Origin of the sequence: Streptomyces antnestii (assembly GCF_004005495.1) — a bacterium.
Taxonomy (GTDB): Bacteria; Actinomycetota; Actinomycetes; order Streptomycetales; family Streptomycetaceae; genus Streptomyces; species Streptomyces antnestii.
Genome location: NZ_RZYA01000026.1, coordinates 105,132 through 123,625, shown reverse-complemented (window position 1 = coordinate 123,625; position 18,494 = coordinate 105,132). Strand labels below are relative to the sequence as shown.

Annotated in this window: 16 protein-coding genes; 4 read left to right on the top strand and 12 right to left on the bottom strand. The window is 71.7% G+C overall.

Annotated elements, in window-relative coordinates; genetic code table 11:
• Positions 1–559 precede the first annotated feature (559 nt).
• Positions 560–1,558, top strand: coding sequence for a tryptophan--tRNA ligase (gene trpS, locus EOT10_RS36145; protein ID WP_127832623.1), 999 nt, complete (start codon positions 560–562; stop codon positions 1,556–1,558).
• On the opposite strand, the gene EOT10_RS36140 is transcribed toward trpS, so the two are convergent.
• Complete coding sequence (locus EOT10_RS36140) at positions 1,555–2,559, bottom strand: GlxA family transcriptional regulator (protein WP_127832622.1); 1,005 nt, start codon at positions 2,557–2,559, stop codon at positions 1,555–1,557. The genes trpS and EOT10_RS36140 overlap by 4 nt on opposite strands.
• A gap of 74 nt (positions 2,560–2,633) precedes the next feature.
• On the opposite strand from EOT10_RS36140, the gene EOT10_RS36135 reads away from it, so the two are divergent.
• Positions 2,634–3,230: a cysteine hydrolase family protein gene (locus EOT10_RS36135; RefSeq protein ID WP_127832621.1), complete on the top strand. Its 597-nt coding sequence runs from the start codon at positions 2,634–2,636 to the stop codon at positions 3,228–3,230.
• Positions 3,231–3,293: 63 nt separating this feature from the next.
• On the opposite strand, the gene proC is transcribed toward EOT10_RS36135, so the two are convergent.
• The 6 genes from proC to EOT10_RS36105 form a co-directional block, all read right to left on the bottom strand.
• Positions 3,294–4,115, bottom strand: a complete 822-nt coding sequence (gene proC / locus EOT10_RS36130; protein ID WP_127832620.1) for a pyrroline-5-carboxylate reductase — start codon at positions 4,113–4,115, stop codon at positions 3,294–3,296.
• 110 nt (positions 4,116–4,225) lie between these two features.
• The gene (locus tag EOT10_RS36125) at positions 4,226–4,963 is read right to left on the bottom strand and encodes an ABC transporter permease (RefSeq protein WP_127832619.1); all 738 of its coding nucleotides are present in this window, start codon (positions 4,961–4,963) and stop codon (positions 4,226–4,228) included.
• A complete protein-coding gene (locus EOT10_RS36120; protein ID WP_127832618.1) occupies positions 4,960–5,868 on the bottom strand; it encodes an ABC transporter ATP-binding protein in 909 nt (302 codons plus the stop codon). The genes EOT10_RS36125 and EOT10_RS36120 overlap by 4 nt, the downstream gene beginning before the upstream one ends.
• Before the next feature lie 180 nt (positions 5,869–6,048).
• Entirely contained in the window at positions 6,049–6,819 is a 771-nt protein-coding gene (locus EOT10_RS36115; RefSeq protein WP_127832617.1) for a class I SAM-dependent methyltransferase, read from the bottom strand.
• 163 nt (positions 6,820–6,982) lie between these two features.
• Positions 6,983–7,510, bottom strand: a complete 528-nt coding sequence (locus tag EOT10_RS36110) for an EamA/RhaT family transporter (RefSeq protein WP_189492532.1) — start codon at positions 7,508–7,510, stop codon at positions 6,983–6,985.
• A gap of 207 nt (positions 7,511–7,717) precedes the next feature.
• On the bottom strand, positions 7,718–8,056 hold the full coding sequence (locus EOT10_RS36105) for a peptidase (RefSeq protein ID WP_127832616.1): 339 nt from the start codon (positions 8,054–8,056) through the stop codon (positions 7,718–7,720).
• Positions 8,057–8,218: 162 nt separating this feature from the next.
• Between EOT10_RS36105 and EOT10_RS36100 the strand changes: the two genes are divergently transcribed.
• The gene (locus EOT10_RS36100; RefSeq protein WP_127832633.1) at positions 8,219–10,507 is read left to right on the top strand and encodes a protein kinase domain-containing protein; all 2,289 of its coding nucleotides are present in this window, start codon (positions 8,219–8,221) and stop codon (positions 10,505–10,507) included.
• A gap of 152 nt (positions 10,508–10,659) precedes the next feature.
• On the opposite strand, the gene ilvD is transcribed toward EOT10_RS36100, so the two are convergent.
• From ilvD to EOT10_RS36080, 4 genes are all read right to left on the bottom strand, one after another.
• Positions 10,660–12,519: a dihydroxy-acid dehydratase gene (gene ilvD, locus EOT10_RS36095; protein ID WP_127832615.1), complete on the bottom strand. Its 1,860-nt coding sequence runs from the start codon at positions 12,517–12,519 to the stop codon at positions 10,660–10,662.
• Positions 12,520–12,779: 260 nt separating this feature from the next.
• Positions 12,780–13,427 (bottom strand): TetR/AcrR family transcriptional regulator, encoded by a 648-nt coding sequence (locus EOT10_RS36090; RefSeq protein WP_127832614.1) that lies wholly within the window; start codon positions 13,425–13,427, stop codon positions 12,780–12,782.
• The gene (locus tag EOT10_RS36085) at positions 13,424–14,248 is read right to left on the bottom strand and encodes a sugar phosphate isomerase/epimerase family protein (protein ID WP_127832613.1); all 825 of its coding nucleotides are present in this window, start codon (positions 14,246–14,248) and stop codon (positions 13,424–13,426) included. The genes EOT10_RS36090 and EOT10_RS36085 overlap by 4 nt, the downstream gene beginning before the upstream one ends.
• 203 nt (positions 14,249–14,451) lie before the next feature.
• Positions 14,452–15,384 carry a Ppx/GppA family phosphatase gene (locus EOT10_RS36080; RefSeq protein WP_127832612.1) on the bottom strand — a complete coding sequence of 311 codons (933 nt, stop codon included), beginning with the start codon at positions 15,382–15,384 and terminating at the stop codon, positions 14,452–14,454.
• A 72-nt stretch (positions 15,385–15,456) separates the two neighbouring features.
• Between EOT10_RS36080 and EOT10_RS36075 the strand changes: the two genes are divergently transcribed.
• The gene (locus EOT10_RS36075; protein ID WP_127832611.1) at positions 15,457–16,380 is read left to right on the top strand and encodes a DUF3109 family protein; all 924 of its coding nucleotides are present in this window, start codon (positions 15,457–15,459) and stop codon (positions 16,378–16,380) included.
• Between the two features lie 66 nt (positions 16,381–16,446).
• Here the strand turns inward: EOT10_RS36075 and EOT10_RS36070 are convergent, their stop codons facing one another.
• Entirely contained in the window at positions 16,447–18,264 is a 1,818-nt protein-coding gene (locus tag EOT10_RS36070) for a BACON domain-containing protein (protein ID WP_127832610.1), read from the bottom strand.
• Positions 18,265–18,494: the final 230 nt, after the last annotated feature.

The window sequence follows — 18,494 nt, the reverse complement described above, 5'->3', positions numbered from 1 at the left end:
TTCCTCGGGGTCTTGCTCCGCTTTCCGGCCTTTCGGCTTTCCGGCGGTTCCGACTCTATCAGATCCTTTCGGGCCTGATTCCCAGTCAGAGGGGGCTTGTCTTCCCGGCTGTTGGGCCGTTCCGACGAGTGAGACTTTAGCGGATTCCTGGCTCCCGAGCTAATCGGGGGCGCCCTTTCGAACGCGGATTCCTCATTTCGCAAAGACGCATGAAAACGACACGTGGCGCGCCTCGAAGAGACACGTCATCGATCATTGAATGGGTCTTGCGGAATGGCCGCCCGGGGACCGGTCAGGAACCGGAGCTCACGTCGGGCAACTCGGAGAACACTACGTAGCGGGCCCAGGAGTGTCAACCTGATGCCTGAGGGGGCCCATCGGGTCTAACCTGGGCCGCGTGACTACGCATGCGCACACCCAGCAGTGGTGGGCCGCCTGACGGCGGCCGGCACAAGCATGCATCCAACGGCCGCCGCCTCGGCGGCCGTTCTTGTGTCTCCCTCCTGGAGACCACGGAGCCCGGCGGCCGGGCCGGCGGGCCAGACCAGGAGGTTGAGTAATGACGCGGATCTTCAGCGGGGTAAAGCCGACCGGGCACCTGACGCTGGGCAACTATCTCGGCGCCGTACGGCAGTGGGCGGAAGTCGATCAGCACAGGGCTGACGCGCTGTTCTGTGTCGTCGACCTGCACGCACTGACCGTGGACCACGATCCAGGGCGGGTGCGCAGGCTCAGTCAGCAGGCGTCGACGCTCCTGCTCGCCTCGGGACTCGATCCCGAGCTGTGCACCGTGTTCGTACAGAGTCATGTGGACGAGCACGCACGGCTGTCGTATCTGCTCGAGTGCGTGGCCACGGACGGCGAGATGCGGCGGATGATCCAGTACAAGGAGAAGTCCGTGCGCGAGCGGGAACGGGGCGGGAGTGTGCGCCTGTCGCTGCTGACGTACCCGGTCCTGATGGCGGCGGACATCCTCGCGTACGGGGCGGACGAGGTTCCTGTGGGTGAGGACCAGACGCAGCACGTCGAGCTCACCCGTGACCTGGCGGTGCGGTTCAACCATCGGTACGGGCACACGTTCGTGGTGCCGCGGGCCACGCCGCCCGCAGTGGCCGCGCGGGTCATGGACCTCCAGGACCCGACTTCCAAGATGGGGAAGTCGCACGACAACGGGGCCGGGATCGTCTATCTCCTCGACGAGCCGGACGTCGCTCGGAAGAAGATCCTGCGGGCGGTCACGGACAGCGGGAATGACGTCGAGTACGACCCCGAGGCCAAGCCGGGGGTGTCGAATCTGCTGGAGATTCTGGCCGCTTGTGAGGGTGGGAACCCGCAGGCCTTGAGCGGCGTTTATGAGTCGTACGGCGCGTTGAAAAAGGCCGCGGCGGAGGCCGTGGTGGAGCTTCTGAAGCCTCTGCAGAAGCGGCACAAGGAGCTGGTCGGGGATTCCGCGTATGTAGAGGGGGTGTTGCGGCGGGGTGCTGAGCGGGCGCGGGAGATGGCGAAGCCGACCGTGGACACCGCCTATCGGGCGATCGGGCTTCTTCCCCCTGCCTAGGTGGGACGAGTCCGGGTGACGGGGCGCTGGGCGAACGAGGCCCGGTAGGCGCGTGGGCTGGTGGCGAGGCGCGAGGCGAAGTGCTGGCGCATCGTGACCTCGCTGCCGAAGCCCGCACGGCTTGCGACGTCCGGCATGGGGAGGTCGGTGCGTTCAAGGAGTTTCTGCGCGGCTGCCATGCGCTGGTCCAGGAGCCAGCGCAAAGGGGTGGTGCCGGTGGCCGCGGTGAAGTGGCGTGCGAACGAACGGGGGGACATTTCGGCGCGGGCGGCGAGGTCGGCGACGGCGAGTGGTTCGTGGAGGTGCTGGAGGGCGTAGGCGCGTACGGAGGCGAGGGCGTCGGCGTCGCGGTCGGCTCGCGGGGTGGGGTGCTCGATGAACTGGGCCTGGGTTCCGGTGCGGAAGGGGGCGGTGACCATCGACCGGGCGATGGTGGCCGCGGTCTCGGCGCCGTGGGTCCGGCGGACGAGGTGGAGACAGAGGTCGATGCCGGCGGCCGTTCCGGCGGCGGTCCAGATGTTGTCGTCCTCGATGAAGAGCGCGTCGGGTTCGACGGTGACGAGGGGGTGACGGGCGCGGAGCAGGTCGACGAGGTTCCAGTGGGTGATCGCGCGGCGGCCGTCCAGCAGGCCGGCTTGGGCGAGCGTGAAGGCGCCACCGCAGAGGGCCGCGATGGTGACGCCTCGGGCGTGGGCGCGGCGCAGGGCGGCGAGGACGGGCTCGGGCGCGGGCGTCACGTGGTCGTCGAGGCCGGGGACGACGATCAGATCGGTGGCGGGTGCGAGGCGCGTCAGCCAGGTGAGGGTGCGATCGGGGGTGAGGGTGAGGCCGCCTCGCATGGGGACGGGTGTGGGGTCGACGGCGATGCGGCGCAGGTCGAAGGCGGGGACGCCGCGGTCGGTGCGGTCGGTGCCCCAGACCTCGGTGATGACCGAGACGTCGAACGCCCGGATGCCGGGGAAGGCGAGGAGGGCGATGCGCTGGGAGGGGGGTCGCGACACGGTGGCAGTAAACCATCGATCGCTGGCTTCTGTACCTCTGGGGCCGCGGCGCTCCGGGCGGCAGGATCGTCGGCATGGAGATCGCAGAGAACGCAGCGCTGATCGTGGTGGACGTGCAGAAGGGCTTCGACGAGGAGGAGTTCTGGGGTAAGCGGAACAACCTGGGAGCGGACGAGAACATCGCGTCGCTGATCGACGCGTGGCAGTCGACGGGACGGCCGGTCGTGTTCGTCCGGCACGACTCGCCCAAGCCCGGGTCGCCGCTGCGGCCGGGGTACGTGGGGAACGACTTCAAGGACTACGTGGAGGAGCGGCGGGGGAAGGGGGACGGGGCGGAGCTCCTGCTGACTAAGACCGTGAACTCGGCGTTCTACGGGACGCCGGACCTGGACGCGTGGCTCAAGGCGGCCGGTATCGGGCAGTTCGTGGTGGCGGGGATCCAGACCAACATGTGCGCGGAGACGACGGCACGGATGGGCGGGAATCTGGGGTACGAGGTGCTGTTCGCGCTGGACGCGACGCACACCTTCGATCTGGAGGGCCCGTTCGGCTGGCGGCGCACGGCGGAGGAGCTGGCGCAGGCCTCGGCGGTGTCGCTCCACGGTGGCGGCTTCGCGCGGGTGGTCACGACGGCGGAGGTCGTTGCGGCGGCGGGGGCGCTCCGCGGGTGAGCGGGCCTGGTGCCGGTCCGGCTCCGGTGAAGGAAGCGGACCGGTGGGCCCGGTGGGGTGGAGTCAGTTGTTGCCGGAGGCGAGTTCGCGGCTGCGGTCGCGGGCGGCTTCCAGGGCGGCGATGAGGGCGGCGCGGACTCCGTGGTTCTCGAGTTCGCGGATGGCGTTGATGGTGGTGCCGGCCGGGGAGGTGACGTTCTCGCGGAGCTTGACGGGGTGTTCGCCGCTGTCGCGGAGCATCGTGGCCGCGCCGATCGCGGACTGGACGATCAGGTCGTGGGCCTTGTCGCGGGGCAGGCCGAGCAGGATGCCCGCGTCGGTCATGGCCTCGACGAGATAGAAGAAGTAGGCCGGGCCCGAGCCGGACAGGGCGGTGCAGGCGTCCTGCTGGGACTCGGGGACGCGCAGCGTCTTGCCGACGGCGCCGAAGATCTCCTCGGCGTGGGCGAGGTCGGCGGCCGTGGCGTGGGAGCCGGCGGAGATGACGGACATGGCCTCGTCGACGAGCGCGGGCGTGTTCGTCATGACGCGCACGACCGCGGTGCCTTCGGGGAGGCGCTCCTCGAAGAACGTGGTGGGGATACCCGCCGCGCCGCTGATGACCAGGCGGTCGGCGGGGAGGTTCGGGACGAGTTCGGTGAGGAGGGTGCCCATGTCCTGGGGCTTGACCGTGAGGATCAGGGTGTCGGCCTGCTTGGCGGCTTCCGCGTTGGTGACGGGGGTGACGCCGTAGCGGGTGCGGAGTTCCTCGGCTCGTTCGGGGCGGCGGGCCGTGACCAGGAGGTCGGCCGGGGCCCAGCCGCCTCGGATCATGCCGCTGAGCAGCGCCTCACCGATCTTGCCGGTGCCGAGTACAGCGACCTTCTGGCGCGAGTTCTGGCTCATGAGCGTGGCCCTCCCGTGTGCGTCGTCCGGGGCCATCCTCGCATCGGAGAGCGCGGTTCCGGTCGAGCGTCCGGTGGGCGGACGCCCCGCCCACGCCGGGGCGGCATCGGTCAGGCCGTGCGGCGGCGGAGGGTGGCGGCGCCGAGGCCCAGGACCAGGAAGGCGCAGCCCGCGACGATCAGGACGTCGCGGACGTAGGTGGTGGTGAGGTCGGTGTGGCGGAGGACCTCGTTCATGCCGTCGACGGCGTACGACATGGGGAGGACGTTGGAGATCGCTTCGAGGAGGGGCTGCATCCGGTCGCGCGCGGTGAACAGGCCGCACAGGAGCAGCTGGGGGAAGATCACCGCCGGCATGAACTGGACGGCCTGGAACTCGGAGGCCGCGAAGGCGGAGACGAAGAGCCCCAGAGCGGTGCCGAGCAGCGCGTCGAGCAGGGCGACCAGGAGCAGGAGCCAGGCGGAACCGATGACGTCGAGGCCGAGGCCCCAGAGCGCGAGGGTCGTCGCCAGGACGGACTGGATGACGGCGAGGGCGCCGAAGGCGAGGGCGTAGCCGCCGATGAGGTCGGCCTTGCCGAGGGGCATGGCGAGGAGGCGTTCGAGGGTGCCCGAGGTGCGTTCGCGCAGGGTGGCGATGGACGTGACCAGGAACATCGTGATGAGCGGGAAGATGCCGAGGAGCGAGGCGCCGATGGCGTCGAAGGTGCCTGCGCTGCCGTCGAAGACGTAGCGGAGCAGGACGAGCATCACGCACGGGACGAGCAGCATCAGGGCGATGGAGCGCGGGTCGTGGCGGAGCTGGCGCAGGACGCGGGCGGCGGTGGCGAGGGTACGGGCTGCGTTCATCGGGGGCTCCGTCGGCGGGTGTCGGCGTTCGTGTCCACGTTCGTGTCCGCGCCGGCGGCGGTGGCAGTGGCGTCGGCCTGGTCGACGAGGTGGAGGAAGGCGCCTTCGACGGTGGCGGCACCTGTGTGCGTCCGCAGGGCGTCGGGGCTGTCGTCGGCGAGGATCTCGCCCTCGCGCATGAGGAGGAGGCGGTGGCAGCGTTCGGCCTCGTCCATGACGTGGGAGGACACGAGGAGGGTGGCTCCGCGGGCGGCGATGGCGTGGAAGAGGTTCCACAGGTCGCGCCGCAGGACGGGGTCGAGGCCGACGGTGGGTTCGTCGAGGACGAGGAGTTCGGGGGTGCCGAGCAGGGCGACGGCCAGGGATACGCGGCTGAGCTGACCGCCCGAGAGCTTGCCCGCGAGCACGTCGGCGTGGGAGGTGAGGTCGACCTCGGTGATGACGCGGGCGACGTCGTCGCGGCGGCGGGAGGCGGCGGCGCGGCCCGGCTGGAGTACGGCCGAGAAGTAGTCCAGGTTCTGGCGGACCGTCAGGTCGGCGTACACGGAGGGGTCTTGGGTGACGTAGCCGATGCGGGAGCGGAGTTCGGCGGAGCCTGCCGGGCGGCCGAGGACGGTGAGGGTGCCGGTGACCTTGGCCTGGGTTCCGACGACGGCGCGCATGAGTGTGGACTTGCCGCATCCCGAGGGGCCGAGGAGGCCGGTGATCTGGCCGCGGGGGACTGCGAAGTCGAGGGCGTGCAGGACGGGCCGGGCGCCCCGGACGACGGTCACACCCTCGGCGCGGATGGCCGGGGCGTCCGGTGGAGCGGGGGGCTCCGGTGAGGTGGGGGGCTCCGGTGAGGTGGCCGGTTCCTGTGGGGTTCGGGGGTCTGGCGGCGATGACCCCGGAGGGATATTCATCATGTGGTGAATATCCCTCGGGCGGGGCCGGGCGTCAAGCGTCGGGGCCTGGCCAGGTCGGGGGGCTTGTTCGGGGGGCCTGTTCGGGGGGTTGTTGTTCGGGCGGGGGGCTTGGTCGGCCAGGGAGCTTGGTCAGGTGGGGAGCTTGGTCAGGCGGGGAGCTTGGTCAGGTGGGGAGCTTGGTCAGGTGCGGGTGGTCGTCAGGAGTTCGACCAGGTACGTCTCCTCCACGGTGCCGTCCGGGAAGAGTTCGCTGAGGCGGGCGCGCTCCTCGGCGAGGAACGCTTCCGCGTCGGCCTGGTCGAGGACGAGGAACGCCGAGTGGCTGCCGATGTTGGCGAGGTGCGTCTCCAGCGGGACGCGGCGGCTCCAGCGGATGTGGCGCAGCGTGACGTCGCCCCGCCCCGGGAGGTCCGCGAGGCCTGACAGTTCGATGGCGCGGGCCTCGTCGGGGCGTTGCGTCGGGCCGTTCTCGCCGACGTGGCGCGCGATGCGTTCCTGCTGCGCGGAGATCCACGGAACGTCGAGGGCGCTGATGTTCCACCAAAGCGCGAGCGTGCCGCCCGGGCGCAGGACCCGCATCGCCTCGGGGGCCGAGCGTTCCGGCGTGGTCCAGTGCCACGACTGGGCGTAGGTGAGGAGGTCCAGGGAGGCGTCGGTGAACGGGAGGGCGTTGCCGTCGGCCCGCACGATCGGTACGGCGGGCAGCGTCTGCCGGAATGCGACCGCCATGCCCTCGCCCGGCTCGACGGCGACCACGTGGGCGCCGCGCGCGTGCAGGAGGGCGGTGGCGATTCCGGTTCCCGCGCCTACGTCGGCGACGCAGGCGCCGGCGAGGGGTCGTCCGGCGAGTGCTTCGACGGCGTCGATGAGGGCGGGCGGGTAGGACGGGCGGTTCGCGGCGTACTGGGCGGCCGCGGCGTTGAAGGAGTGAGCACGCGAGACGGTGGTCATCCCGCCATCCTGGCCCCGGCTGCGGACTCTCGTCAGTACGTGGTGGTCGTCTGTCGCCGGAGCGCGGTGCCCGCTGGGCGGCGCACGGTGAGCGAGGTGCGGCGTGCGGTGCGGCGCCCGGTGTGCCGAGGGGCTGCGCTCGGTGTGCGGGGAGGTGGTGCGCTCAGTTCTTGCGCTTCTTTTTCGACGGGTTGCCCGTGCGGCGGTTGGCGCGGCGTTCGTACTGTTCGCGGGCGGTCGCGTACTCCTGCCTGCGGAGTTTCTCGCCGGGGGCCTCCGAGAAGCAGCGCACGAAATGGGCGAGCAGGACGCCGACGAAGCCGATCGCCATGAAACCGCGCAGGGACGCCTGCGTGCCGGGGTCCGGGCGCTTCGAGAAGCCGTCCCAGGTGCGGCGGAAGGCGAGGGCGCTGCAGATGGCGAACATCAGGACGACGAGCACGTTCACGAAGGAGCCGACGTCGGCGATCGCCAGGCCCTCGTACGCGAAACGGAGCACGAAGCAGCCGGCTGCCGCGGCGACGAGGGCGCCCGCGGCGACGGCGACGCGCCGCCAGGTGTAGCCGCCATCGTGCTCGACCCAGGTCCTGCCGAAGAAACGGATCTCCTCGGGCTGGGGGCCCACGGGGACACCGCTGGAGCCTCCCGGGGTCTCGGGGGCGGGGCTGGGGGTGCCGGATTCGTCGCTCACGGGTCGATTATGGCCGGGACGCGGGCCGTGCCCGGTGGGCGGGGCGGGCCGGGGCGAGGCGGGAACGCGGAGACGACGTGGCCGAGCTCCTGCGCGGCGAACGGTGGCGGCTCCGCGAGCCGGACACGCCCTAGTGGGGGAGGCGTCCTACCGAGGCCTGGGCGCCTCCCACCTCTACTCCCTACGCTCAGCGCGGCGCCCTACTCCCTACGCGCAGCGCGGCGCCACATAACCGTCCTTGCCGGTCTGCACGTACGCGTCGGAGACGTACTGGCCATTGGCGATGTTGTCCCAGAGGTTCGTCGTGCCGTACGTGCCACTGATGGTCTCGCCCGGCTTCTGGCAGTTGATCGGTACGCGGGCGCCCAGCGGCAGGACCTTGACCAGCTGGTACTGGGTGCCAGGTCCACTGCGTACCTTCAGGCGGACTCCGGGGGCGACCGGGTAGCGAAAGGCGAGCTCGTCGGCACTCAGCCCCTCCGCCGCCCCTGCGGCCTCATGCGCCGCGACGCCCTCAACCGTTCCCGCACCTTCTTCAACAGCCATGCTGTTCTCCCCCGTTGACCATTCTCACGTCTGTCTCTGACATCCGCGAACATGCGTACATGCCCTGCGACCCGCGCAGGCTAGCAAGCCCCTCCGACATCGCACGCACCATCGACTAGGCTCCGTGCGTCGCGCTTGCGGACACAGACACGGGGGTGGGCGATGCCGCCGCTGCGCAGCACCGGACCGGGCCGGGAAGCGGAACATCCTGAATACGCCGGGCAGTACCGTCTTGAGTCATGCCTCGGCGGGGGTGGCATGGGTGTGGTGCACCTGGCGACGTCGGCCTCGGGGCTGCGTCTCGCCATCAAGGTCGTGCATGCCGAGTACGCGGCGGATCCCGAGTTCCGGGCCCGTTTCCGGCAGGAGGTCAACGCCGCGCGCAGGGTCAGCGGTGCCTTCACCGCGCCGGTGGTCGACGCGGATCCGAATGCCGAACTGCCCTGGATGGCCACGCTGTTCATCCCTGGCGACACGCTCGCCGAGCGGGTGAAGCGGAACGGCGCGCTGGCACCGGACGACGTACGCAGGCTGGGTGCGGGGCTCGCGGAGGCGCTGCGCGACATCCATCGCGCCGGCGTCGTGCACCGCGACCTCAAGCCGAGCAACGTCCTGCTCGCCGCCGACGGCCCGAAAGTCATCGACTTCGGCATCTCCCGCCCTACGGACAGCGATCTGCGGACCGAGACGGGCAAGTTGATCGGCTCGCCGCCCTTCATGGCACCCGAGCAGTTCCAGCGGCCGCGTGAAGTGGGGCCCGCCGCAGATGTGTTCGCCATGGGAGCCGTGCTGGCCCACGCGGCGACAGGGCGTGGACCTTTCGATTCGAACAGCCCGTACATCGTCGCCTATCAAGTCGTGCACAACGAGCCGGACTTGGCCGGGGCGCCCGAGGACCTCGCGCCGCTGATCAGGCGCTGCCTTGCGAAGGATCCCGGAGAACGGCCCCTGCCGGGCGAGATCATGGAGGCGCTCCGGCTGCCTGCCACGGCCGGGGCGGGGACGACCGGTTCCGGGGCCGGTGCGTTCATACCCGCCCAGCGGCGCCCGAGCGGGCAGCCGCTCGCGGAGGGCGGACGCGAGCAAAGCACCCAGTGGACCCGGCGGATCCGCCGCCAGGACCGGCCCGCATCCGCATCCGTATCCGCATCCGCCGGCCAGGACTCCCCCGCGTCCCGGGCGGACCAGCCCACCCACCACCGGCCAAGCAAGAGAGCCACGCCCGAGTCACTGCGGCAACGTCGCCGTTGGGCGCTGACGGCAGGAGCCGTACTCGCGCTGGCGGCCGTCGGTGCAGGCATCGCGCTGTACGCGGCGGAGGACGGTGACGGGACCGGCCCCGGCCCCGGCGGAACGGCCGTGCGGCAACAAGCACGCTCCTTCAAGCCCTGGCACACGAACCTCGGCGGCGCGAGTGACACCGCCCCGGCATGTGTCTCCGGGGCAGGTGCCCTCTATTGCGTCAGCGGCGGCAGGACAACGCGCCTCGATCCGTTGAACGGCCACGTCATGTGGGCCTCGGCCGCCGCCGGCGAGCGGCACAGCTCCGGCACGGCCGCACGGCGGGCCACTCCGGCTGCGCCCACGCTGTCCGGAGGGCTGCTGCAGCTGGTCGACGGCGGCCGGATCAGGGCTCTGGATCCGCGTACGGGCGAGGACCGCTGGGCCGTCGACGCGTCCGCGTACGAAGCCGTGGAGCACGGCGCGGACACGACGCTGCTGATCGGATCGGGCGGAACCGTGCGTGCTCTGAACAGCACGACCGGCAAGCCGAGGTGGACGAAGCACGTCGGAGGCCTCGGCACCCAGTGGATCGCCGGACCGGGCGACGACGGCGAATTCTTCGCCGTGACGGCGTCCGCCGACGGAGCCACCACGTCGGTCAGCGCGATCGACGCCCACGGGGGCGCCGTGCGGTGGACCGCCGAGACTGCGGGCAGCCTCAGCCCCTTCGGTGCGTCGGACGGCGCCGTGTACCTGCTGTCCTCGAACACGGACCTCCTGGTGGACGCCGTCGTACGGCTCGACACCGCCGACCGGACCGCACACCGCTTCCCGCTGACCACGCCCGCGGACCAGGCCGAGGCCACCGAGAGCGGCGGTACCGCCTACGTGTACGGGGCCGGCGGCTCGCTCGTCGCCGTCGACACCACGGCCACGAGGCGGCAGAGCGCGGTCCGTTGGCGGCTGGAGACCTCGGCCAGTCGCCCTTCGCGGCCCGTCGTGTCGGACCGGAGGCTCTACCTCACCGCCCCCGACGGCCGCCTGCTCGCCACGGACCTCCGCACCGGCAAGCCCCTGGGCCAGACGCGGCCACGGCTCGGGAGTGAACCCGGGCGGGTGGTCGGGGAGCTGCCCGCGCCCGTGGTGGGTGAGGGTGGGCGCGTCTACGGGAGTGCGCCGGACGGGAGCGTGTTCGCGGTGGACGGACGCAACCCCGCGAGCTGGTGAAGCGGCTCAGGTAAGACGTGAGCCCGCCCGGCAACCACATCGGCCGCCGGACGGGCTCACGCAAGAAACATCAAACGCACGATCTAAGGCCCACGATCGAAGGCCCACGCTCAAAGGCCCACGATCGAACGCAGGATCAGAGCGCGTCCAGCTCAGAGCGCGTCCAGCTTCGACACGTCCCGCACCGCGCCCTTGTCCGCGCTCGTCGCCATCGCCGCGTAGGCGCGCAGCGCGGCCGAGACCTTGCGGTCCCGGGCGACGGGGGCGTAGACGCCGTTCAGGGCGGTGCGGCGGGTGGCCAGCTCGTCGTCGGAGACGAGGAGCTCGATCGAGCGGTTCGGGATGTCGATGCGGATGCGGTCGCCGTCCTTGACGAGGGCGATCGTGCCGCCGGACGCCGCCTCGGGCGAGGCGTGGCCGATGGACAGGCCCGACGTACCGCCGGAGAAGCGGCCGTCCGTGATCAGGGCGCAGGTCTTGCCGAGGCCGCGGCCCTTGAGGAAGGACGTCGGGTAGAGCATCTCCTGCATGCCGGGGCCGCCCTTGGGACCCTCGTAGCGGATGACCACGACGTCGCCGTGCGTGATCTCCTTCTTGAGGATCTTGTCGACGGCCTCTTCCTGCGACTCGCAGACGACCGCCGGGCCCTCGAAGGTCCAGATCGACTCGTCGACGCCCGCCGTCTTCACGACGCAGCCGTCGACCGCCAGGTTGCCCTTGAGGACCGCCAGGCCGCCGTCCTTCGAGTACGCGTGCTCGGCGGAGCGGATGCAGCCGTTCTCGGCGTCCTCGTCGAGCGCCTCCCAGCGCTCCGACTGGGAGAACGCCTCGGCCGAGCGGACGCAGCCGGGGGCCGCGTGCCACATCTCGACGGCCTCCGCGGACGGGGAGCCCGCGCGCACGTCCCACGTCTTCAGCCAGTCGGAGAGCGACGGGCTGTGGACGGCGTGGACCTCCTCGTTCAGGAGGCCGGCCCGGAACAGCTCGCCGAGGAGGGCGGGGATGCCGCCGGCGCGGTGCACGTCCTCCATGTAGTACGTGCGGTCCTTCGCCACGTTCGGCGCGACCTTGGAGAGGCACGGCACGCGGCGCGAGACCTCGTTGATCTCCTCCAGGCCGAACGGGACGCCCGCCTCCTGGGCGGCGGCCAGCAGGTGCAGGATCGTGTTGGTGGAGCCGCCCATGGCGATGTCGAGGGCCATGGCGTTCTCGAAGGCGGCGAAGGAGGCGACGTTACGGGGCAGGACCGACTCGTCGTCGCCCTCGTAGTAGCGCTTCGTGATGTCCATGACGGTGCGTGCCGCGTTCTCGTACAGCGCCTTGCGGGCCGTGTGCGTGGCGAGGACCGTGCCGTTGCCGGGGAGCGAGAGGCCGATGGCCTCCGTCAGGCAGTTCATGGAGTTGGCCGTGAACATGCCGGAACAGGAGCCGCAGGTCGGACAGGCGTTCTCCTCGATACGGAGGATGTCCTCGTCCGAGATCTTGTCGTTCACGGCGTCGGAGATCGCGTCGACCAGGTCGAGCGTGCGGACCGTGCCGTCGACGAGCGTGGCGCGGCCGGACTCCATCGGGCCGCCGGAGACGAAGACCGTCGGGATGTTCAGGCGGAGCGCCGCCATCAGCATGCCGGGGGTGATCTTGTCGCAGTTCGAGATGCAGATCAGGGCGTCGGCGCAGTGCGCCTCGACCATGTACTCGACCGAGTCCGCGATCAGGTCGCGGGACGGGAGCGAGTAGAGCATGCCGCCGTGGCCCATCGCGATGCCGTCGTCGACGGCGATCGTGTTGAACTCGCGCGCGATGCCGCCCGCCGCCGTGATCGCCTCGGAGACGATGCGGCCGACCGGCTGGAGGTGCGTGTGGCCGGGCACGAACTCGGTGAACGAGTTGGCCACGGCGATGATCGGCTTCCGGCCGATGTCCGCACCGGGTACCCCGGAGGCGCGCATAAGGGCGCGGGCGCCCGCCATGTTGCGTCCGTGGGTGACTGTGCGGGACCTCAGCTCGGGCATCGTCGCTCGCTCCTTCAAGGGCCCCTTCCCGGGGCCCGTGCGGCAGATAGGGCTGCTCCCGAGCGTACGCCGCCGATCCGGCCTCCGGACCGGGTGTCCGAAATGCGGGACGGTCGTCTCGCCGTACGTACGCCGTCATGCGCGTGCACGTACGCCCGCCATGCACGTATTCGTACGCCAGCCATGCACGTATTCGTACGCCAGCCATGCGCGTACAGGCGGGTGCGTACAAGGCGAGGTACGTACAAGGCCGGTACGCGTCACTCCCCCGTCAGATGTCCCTGCACCACCGGTGCCACCCGCGCGACGATCCGCTCCACGTCCGCCGACGCCAGCGGCTCCACCCTGATCACGTACCGCAGCATCGCGATCCCCACGAGCTGGGCCGCCGCCAGCTCCGCCCTCAGCTCGGCCTCCTCGGCCGGCAGATCGAGACGCCGGGCGATCTTCCGCAGCAGCTGTACGGCGATCAGGCGCCGGAAGACGGCCGCCGCGGCCTCGTTGTTCACGGCCGAGCGGACGATCGCGAGGAGCGGGGCGCGGGTCGCCGGGTTCTCCCAGACGGACAGGATGAAGCGGGTGAGCCGCTCGCCGGCGCCGTCCAGCGGGCCCTCCTCGACGGCGGCCGACGCGTGCAGGGCGGGGGCGAAGGCGACCTCGACGGCGGCCTCGAAGACCTGCTCCTTCGTACCGAAGTAGTGGTGCACGAGCGCCGCGTCCACGCCGGCCGCCTTGGCGATGCCGCGGACGGACGTCTTCTCGTAGCCGCGCTCGGAGAACTCCGCGCGGGCCGCCTCCAGGATGCGGTCGCGGGTCGCGGGGCCCGCCGCCTCCGTCTCCGTACGGGAGGGGCGACCCCTGCGGCGCGCGGGCGGGACGTCAGGTCCGGGGCCGGTCGGGTCCGTCATGGGCGAGGGACCCGGACCGCCGACGCGAGGTGGAGGCGGGTGAAGGCGAGAGCCTCGGCGAGATCGGCCTCACGTTCGGCGCTGGACATCGCGCGCCGGGTGTTGACCTCGATCACGACGTGTCCGTCGAAGCCGGTCAGGGCGAGACGTTCCAGGAGCTCGGCGCAGGGCTGGGTACCGCGGCCCGGGACGAGGTGCTCGTCCTTCGCCGATCCGCGGCCGTCCGCGAGGTGCACGTGGCCCAGGCGGTCGCCCATGCGGTCGATCATGGACAGCGCGTCGGTGCGGGCCGTCGCGGTGTGGCTGAGGTCGATCGTGAAGTGCCGGTAGTCGTCCTTGGTGACGTCCCAGTCGGGGGCGTACGCGAGCATCTCGCGGTCGCGGTAGCGCCAGGGGTACATGTTCTCGACGGCGAAGCGGACGTCGGTCTCGCCGGCCATGCGCCAGATTCCGTCGACGAAGTCGCGCGCGTACTGGCGCTGCCAGCGGAAGGGCGGGTGGACGACGACGGTGGACGCGCCCAGCTTCTCGGCGGCCGACCTCGCGCGCTGGAGCTTGGTCCACGGGTCGGTGGACCACACGCGCTGCGTGATCAGCAGACAGGGGGCGTGCACGGCCAGTATCGGCACCTGGTGGTAATCGGAGAGCCTGCGCAGGGCCTCGATGTCCTGGCTGACGGGGTCGGTCCAGACCATGACCTCGACGCCGTCGTAGCCCAGGCGTGCCGCGATCTCGAAGGCCGTCGCGGTCGACTCCGGATAGACCGAGGCCGTCGACAGGGCGACCTTCGCATCCGGGATGCGCACCACTGGTTCTGCCACGGGGACAGCGTACGGGCCCCGGCCGACCCCCGGGGAGCAGGCCGGGGGGCGCACGCTGTGGGGTGCGCCTCAGTCCGGCACCGGTGTCGGACGCTCCCCCCCTCACTGCTCGCCCCGCCCCGCCCCGGCCGCCCCGCCCCGCCCCGCCCCGGCCGTCAGCCCGCAGGCGTCAGCAGTAGGCAGTAGGCAGTAGGCAGTAGGCGTCAGCCCGTAGGCATGTGGTCGAGGTGCCTGAGGATCACGCCCTCGCGCAGCGCCCACGGGCAGACCTCCAGGGTCTCCACCCCGAACAGGTCCATCGCCCCCTCGGCCACCAGCGCGCCCGCGAGCAGCTGGCCCGCGCGGCCCTCCGAGACCCCGGGGAGCTCGGCGCGCTCCGCCTCCGTCATCGCGGCGAGGCGCGGCACCCAGTCCTCCAGGGACTTCCGCTTCAGCTCACGCTGGATGTACAGCCCCTCGGTGGAGCGGGCCGCCCCGGCCAGGCGGGCGAGCTGCTTGAACGTCTTGGACGTGGCGACGACGTGGTCGGGGCTGCCGAAGCGGCTGAACTCGCCGACCGTGCGGGCGATCTGCGCGCGCACGTGGCGGCGCAGCGCCTTGATGTCCGCCGGGTCCGCCGGATCCCCCGGCAGCCAGGCCGCCGTCAGCCGCCCCGCGCCCAGCGGCAGCGACACCGCGGCGTCGGGCTCCTCGTCGATGCCGTACGCGATCTCCAGGGAGCCGCCGCCGATGTCCAGGACAAGCAGCTTGCCCGCCGACCAGCCGAACCAGCGGCGGGCGGCGAGGAAGGTGAGCCGGGCCTCCTCCTCGCCGGTGAGGACGCGCAGCTCGACGCCGGTGTCGTCCTTGACCCGGGCCAGGACGTCGTCGGCGTTGGTGGCCTCGCGCACGGCGGACGTGGCGAAGGGCACGATGTCCTCGACGCCCTTGTCCTCCGCGGCCTCCAGGCCGTCCCGGATCACGGCGATCAGCCGGTCGACTCCGTCGGGGCCGATGGCTCCGCGCTCGTCGAGGAGTTGCGCGAGCCGCAGCTCCGCCTTGTGCGAGTGCGCGGGCAGCGGGCGCGCGCCCGGGTGTGCGTCCACCACAAGCAAGTGCACCGTGTTCGAACCCACGTCGAGGACACCGAGTCTCATATGCGGAACGCTACTGCGCGCGCGGGCTCAGGTCCGTCCCCGAGTGCACAGGAGCGCGCTTACCCTGGAACCGTGCCAAAGACGAAAAAGGCCAACGCCGACAAGAGCGACAAGCGCGGTAAGAGCGACAAGGAAGCCAAGTCGGCCACGAAGCCGTCGAAGGCGCCGAAGCCGGAACCGACGCAGTCGTCGCCGAAGACTCCGAAGAATCCGAAGGCTCCGAAGGCTCCGAAGGGCGCCGTCCCCGACGAGAAGGGTCTGGACTTCGCCCGCGCCTGGGTCGAGTTCCCCGACCCGGCGGACGACGAGCAGATCTTCCGCTGCGACCTGACGTGGCTGACCTCGCGCTGGAGCTGCATCTTCGGCAGCGGCTGCCAGGGCATCCAGGCGGGCCGCGCGGACGACGGCTGCTGCACGCTCGGCGCGCACTTCTCCGACGAGGACGACGAGAAGCGGGTGGCGGGCTTCGTGGCGCGTCTCACGCCCGACATCTGGCAGCACCACGAGGTCGGTACGCAGACGGGCTGGGTCTCGAAGGACGAGGACGGCGAGCGCCAGACCCGCCCGTACAACGGCTCGTGCATCTTCCAGAACCGCCCCGGCTTCAAGGGCGGCGCGGGCTGCTCGCTGCACATCCTGGCGCTCAAGGAGGGCCGCGAGCCCTTGGAGACCAAGCCGGACGTGTGCTGGCAGCTGCCGGTGCGGCGGACCTACGAGTGGATCGACCGGCCCGACGACACCCGGGTGCTCCAGGTGTCGATCGGCGAGTACGACCGCCGCGGCTGGGGCCCCGGCGGTCACGACCTGCACTGGTGGTGCACGTCGGCGACGTCGGCACACGGGGCCGGCGACCCGGTGTACGTCTCCTACCGGCCCGAGCTGACCGAGCTCATGGGCAAGGAGGGGTACGACCGCCTCGCCGAGCTGTGCGAGGAGCGGCTGGCCTCCCAGCTGCCGCTGCTCGCCCCGCATCCGGCGGACCCGGCCAGTTCGTAGGCAGTGGGCAGCGCCCTGGCCCCCGTCTCCTAGGACCCCTCCTGCTGGCCCCCGGTCAGCGCCCCGTCAGCCCCCGGTCGGGCTCGCGGTGCCGCTGTCGCTCGGCGGCGGGGCCGAGTCCGTGGGGGCCGACGGGCTCGGTGACGGGTCGGACGGGGTGGGGCTCGGGTCGGAGGGCGTGGGGGCGGGGTCGGTCGGGGTGGGATCGGACGGCGTGGGGCTCGGGTCCGACGGGCCGGGGCCCGGGTTGCCGGTGTTCGACGGGTCGGGGGCGGGGTACGACGGGCTGCCCGGCTGCGAGGGGCCCGTACTCCCGTGACCCTCTATCGAGATGACCGCCCCGGACGGGTCGATGCCGATGCGCGCCGACCAGTGCCCGGCGGGCTCCCGGTCGTGGTCGATGTACACCCGGATCGTGAACGACTCGCCGGGTCGCAGGGTTCCCGACATGCTCGTCAGGTAGAGCCAGTCGGCTCCCGTGCGCGCGGACCAGTGGACCGGTGAACTCCCGGACGCCGTCAGTGTGATGAGGGTCGCGGAGCCGCTCGGCTGCGCCTCCACGGTGAGCCGCCCGGGCCCTGACCGGGTCGGGCCGCCGGGGGTGACGACCTCGACGGAGACGTCCGGGGAGCGGCTGCCCGCGGTGAAGCGGGAGTCGGGGGTGGTGCTCGCGTTGCCCGCGTTCTCGTACGCGCCGTCCGTGCCGTTGCCGTCGAGCCCGCCCGGTTCGCCGGCCTCGCTCGCGCTGATCGAGCGCCCGTCCTGCCCCTCGCCCGTCGTCGGCGCCCCCCGGTACGCCGCCCAGAGCGCGAGCACCGGGGCGGCCACGACGGTGGCGACGACCGTGGTCGTGACGGCACGCGCGCGTAGCCGGTCGCGGCGGGCGGCGCGGTCCTTGGGGTCCATCGGGAAGCCGCGCCCGTCGAAGCGGGGCACGACGCCGCGCTGAGGGCGCCCGCCGTGCACCATCGCCGCGTGCAGGGCCGTGCGCGGCGCCGTCACGAGGGGCAGGGCCGCCGGGGTGACCGTGGTGCCGGGCCAGGCGCCGGGGGCGGCGCGCTCGGCGGTGCGGCGGCAGCGCGGGCAGTCGTCCACGTGCCGGACCAGCTCACGGCGCAGGGCGGAGCTCAGGAGGAGCTGGTTGTCCCCGGTGAGGCGGGCGACGCTCGGGCACGTGCCGGTCTCGACGACGGCGAGCGCGGCTCTGGTGCGTTCGACCTCGCAGGCTGCCGAGGCGAGCAGTTCGCGGGTCAGGCCCGGGTCCGTCCCGAGGGCGGCGGCGACCTCCTTGGGCGACAGCTGGTGCCGTACGGCGAGTTCGAGCGCCTCGCGCTGTTCGGGCGTCGTACCGGCGGCCTCCGGCCAGGCCAGCAGCGCGAGCTCACGGCGGCGGCGCGCCTGGGTCTCGTCGGAAGGAGCGCCCTGGCCCTGGGAAGCGGCGCCCTGACTTTGAGAAGGCGCGCCCTGGCCTTGAGAAGACTGAGAAGGGAGCGCTACGGAGTGGGCCTTCCTGGCCTTTTCCCGGGCCTCCGGAGCGGGCCGGCCCGAGGCGTGCGCTCCTTGTCTGCGGCGCTTCGCCTCCGCCAGCGCGCGCAGGCAGGACCAGCGCGCGAGCGCGTAGAGCCAGGCCTTGCGGTCGCTCTCGCCTTCGGGGCCGCGGGATCCGCGGCGTTCGGCGAGGGCGAGGGCTTCGCCCAGGGCGGCCACGGCGTCGTCGTGATCGCACAGGACGGACAGACAGTAGGTGAACAGGCCGTCCAGATGAGGCTCGTAGCGCGATGCGGGACGCTGGGGTACGGTCCGCGGCGCAGGTCGCCCGCGCCCGTCGCGGTGCGCCCGGTGTGCGCCGGTGGTCTGCGTGGGGGTTTCCGGCCTGCTCGTCATCACCCGTGCGACCGTAGGCGGATGATGCTGCACCCTTCCTCCCCCTTGGGGACTTTTAATCCGTACGGGTGAAACGATCCCTCAAAGGGGGACGGGAACTTCCCATTCCATTCGGGGAACACGTGCGCGGCGTATTTATGTGCGCCGGGGCGCACAGGCGCACACCCGGCGCGGAGGGCCCTCCGGGCGGCGGCGGGTGCTGGTCGGCGCCGGGTTGTCAGTGGGCTCGG

Coding starts and splice junctions, on each gene's coding strand:
- trpS (WP_127832623.1), top strand. CDS start 560: ATGACGCGGATCTTCAGCGGGGTAAAGCCGACCGGGCACCTGACGCTG.
- EOT10_RS36135 (WP_127832621.1), top strand. CDS start 2,634: ATGGAGATCGCAGAGAACGCAGCGCTGATCGTGGTGGACGTGCAGAAG.
- proC (WP_127832620.1), bottom strand. CDS start 4,115: ATGAGCCAGAACTCGCGCCAGAAGGTCGCTGTACTCGGCACCGGCAAG.
- EOT10_RS36125 (WP_127832619.1), bottom strand. CDS start 4,963: ATGAACGCAGCCCGTACCCTCGCCACCGCCGCCCGCGTCCTGCGCCAG.
- EOT10_RS36120 (WP_127832618.1), bottom strand. CDS start 5,868: ATGATGAATATCCCTCCGGGGTCATCGCCGCCAGACCCCCGAACCCCA.
- EOT10_RS36115 (WP_127832617.1), bottom strand. CDS start 6,819: ATGACCACCGTCTCGCGTGCTCACTCCTTCAACGCCGCGGCCGCCCAG.
- EOT10_RS36105 (WP_127832616.1), bottom strand. CDS start 8,056: ATGGCTGTTGAAGAAGGTGCGGGAACGGTTGAGGGCGTCGCGGCGCAT.
- EOT10_RS36100 (WP_127832633.1), top strand. CDS start 8,219: ATGCCGCCGCTGCGCAGCACCGGACCGGGCCGGGAAGCGGAACATCCT.
- ilvD (WP_127832615.1), bottom strand. CDS start 12,519: ATGCCCGAGCTGAGGTCCCGCACAGTCACCCACGGACGCAACATGGCG.
- EOT10_RS36090 (WP_127832614.1), bottom strand. CDS start 13,427: ATGACGGACCCGACCGGCCCCGGACCTGACGTCCCGCCCGCGCGCCGC.
- EOT10_RS36080 (WP_127832612.1), bottom strand. CDS start 15,384: ATGAGACTCGGTGTCCTCGACGTGGGTTCGAACACGGTGCACTTGCTT.
- EOT10_RS36070 (WP_127832610.1), bottom strand. CDS start 18,264: ATGACGAGCAGGCCGGAAACCCCCACGCAGACCACCGGCGCACACCGG.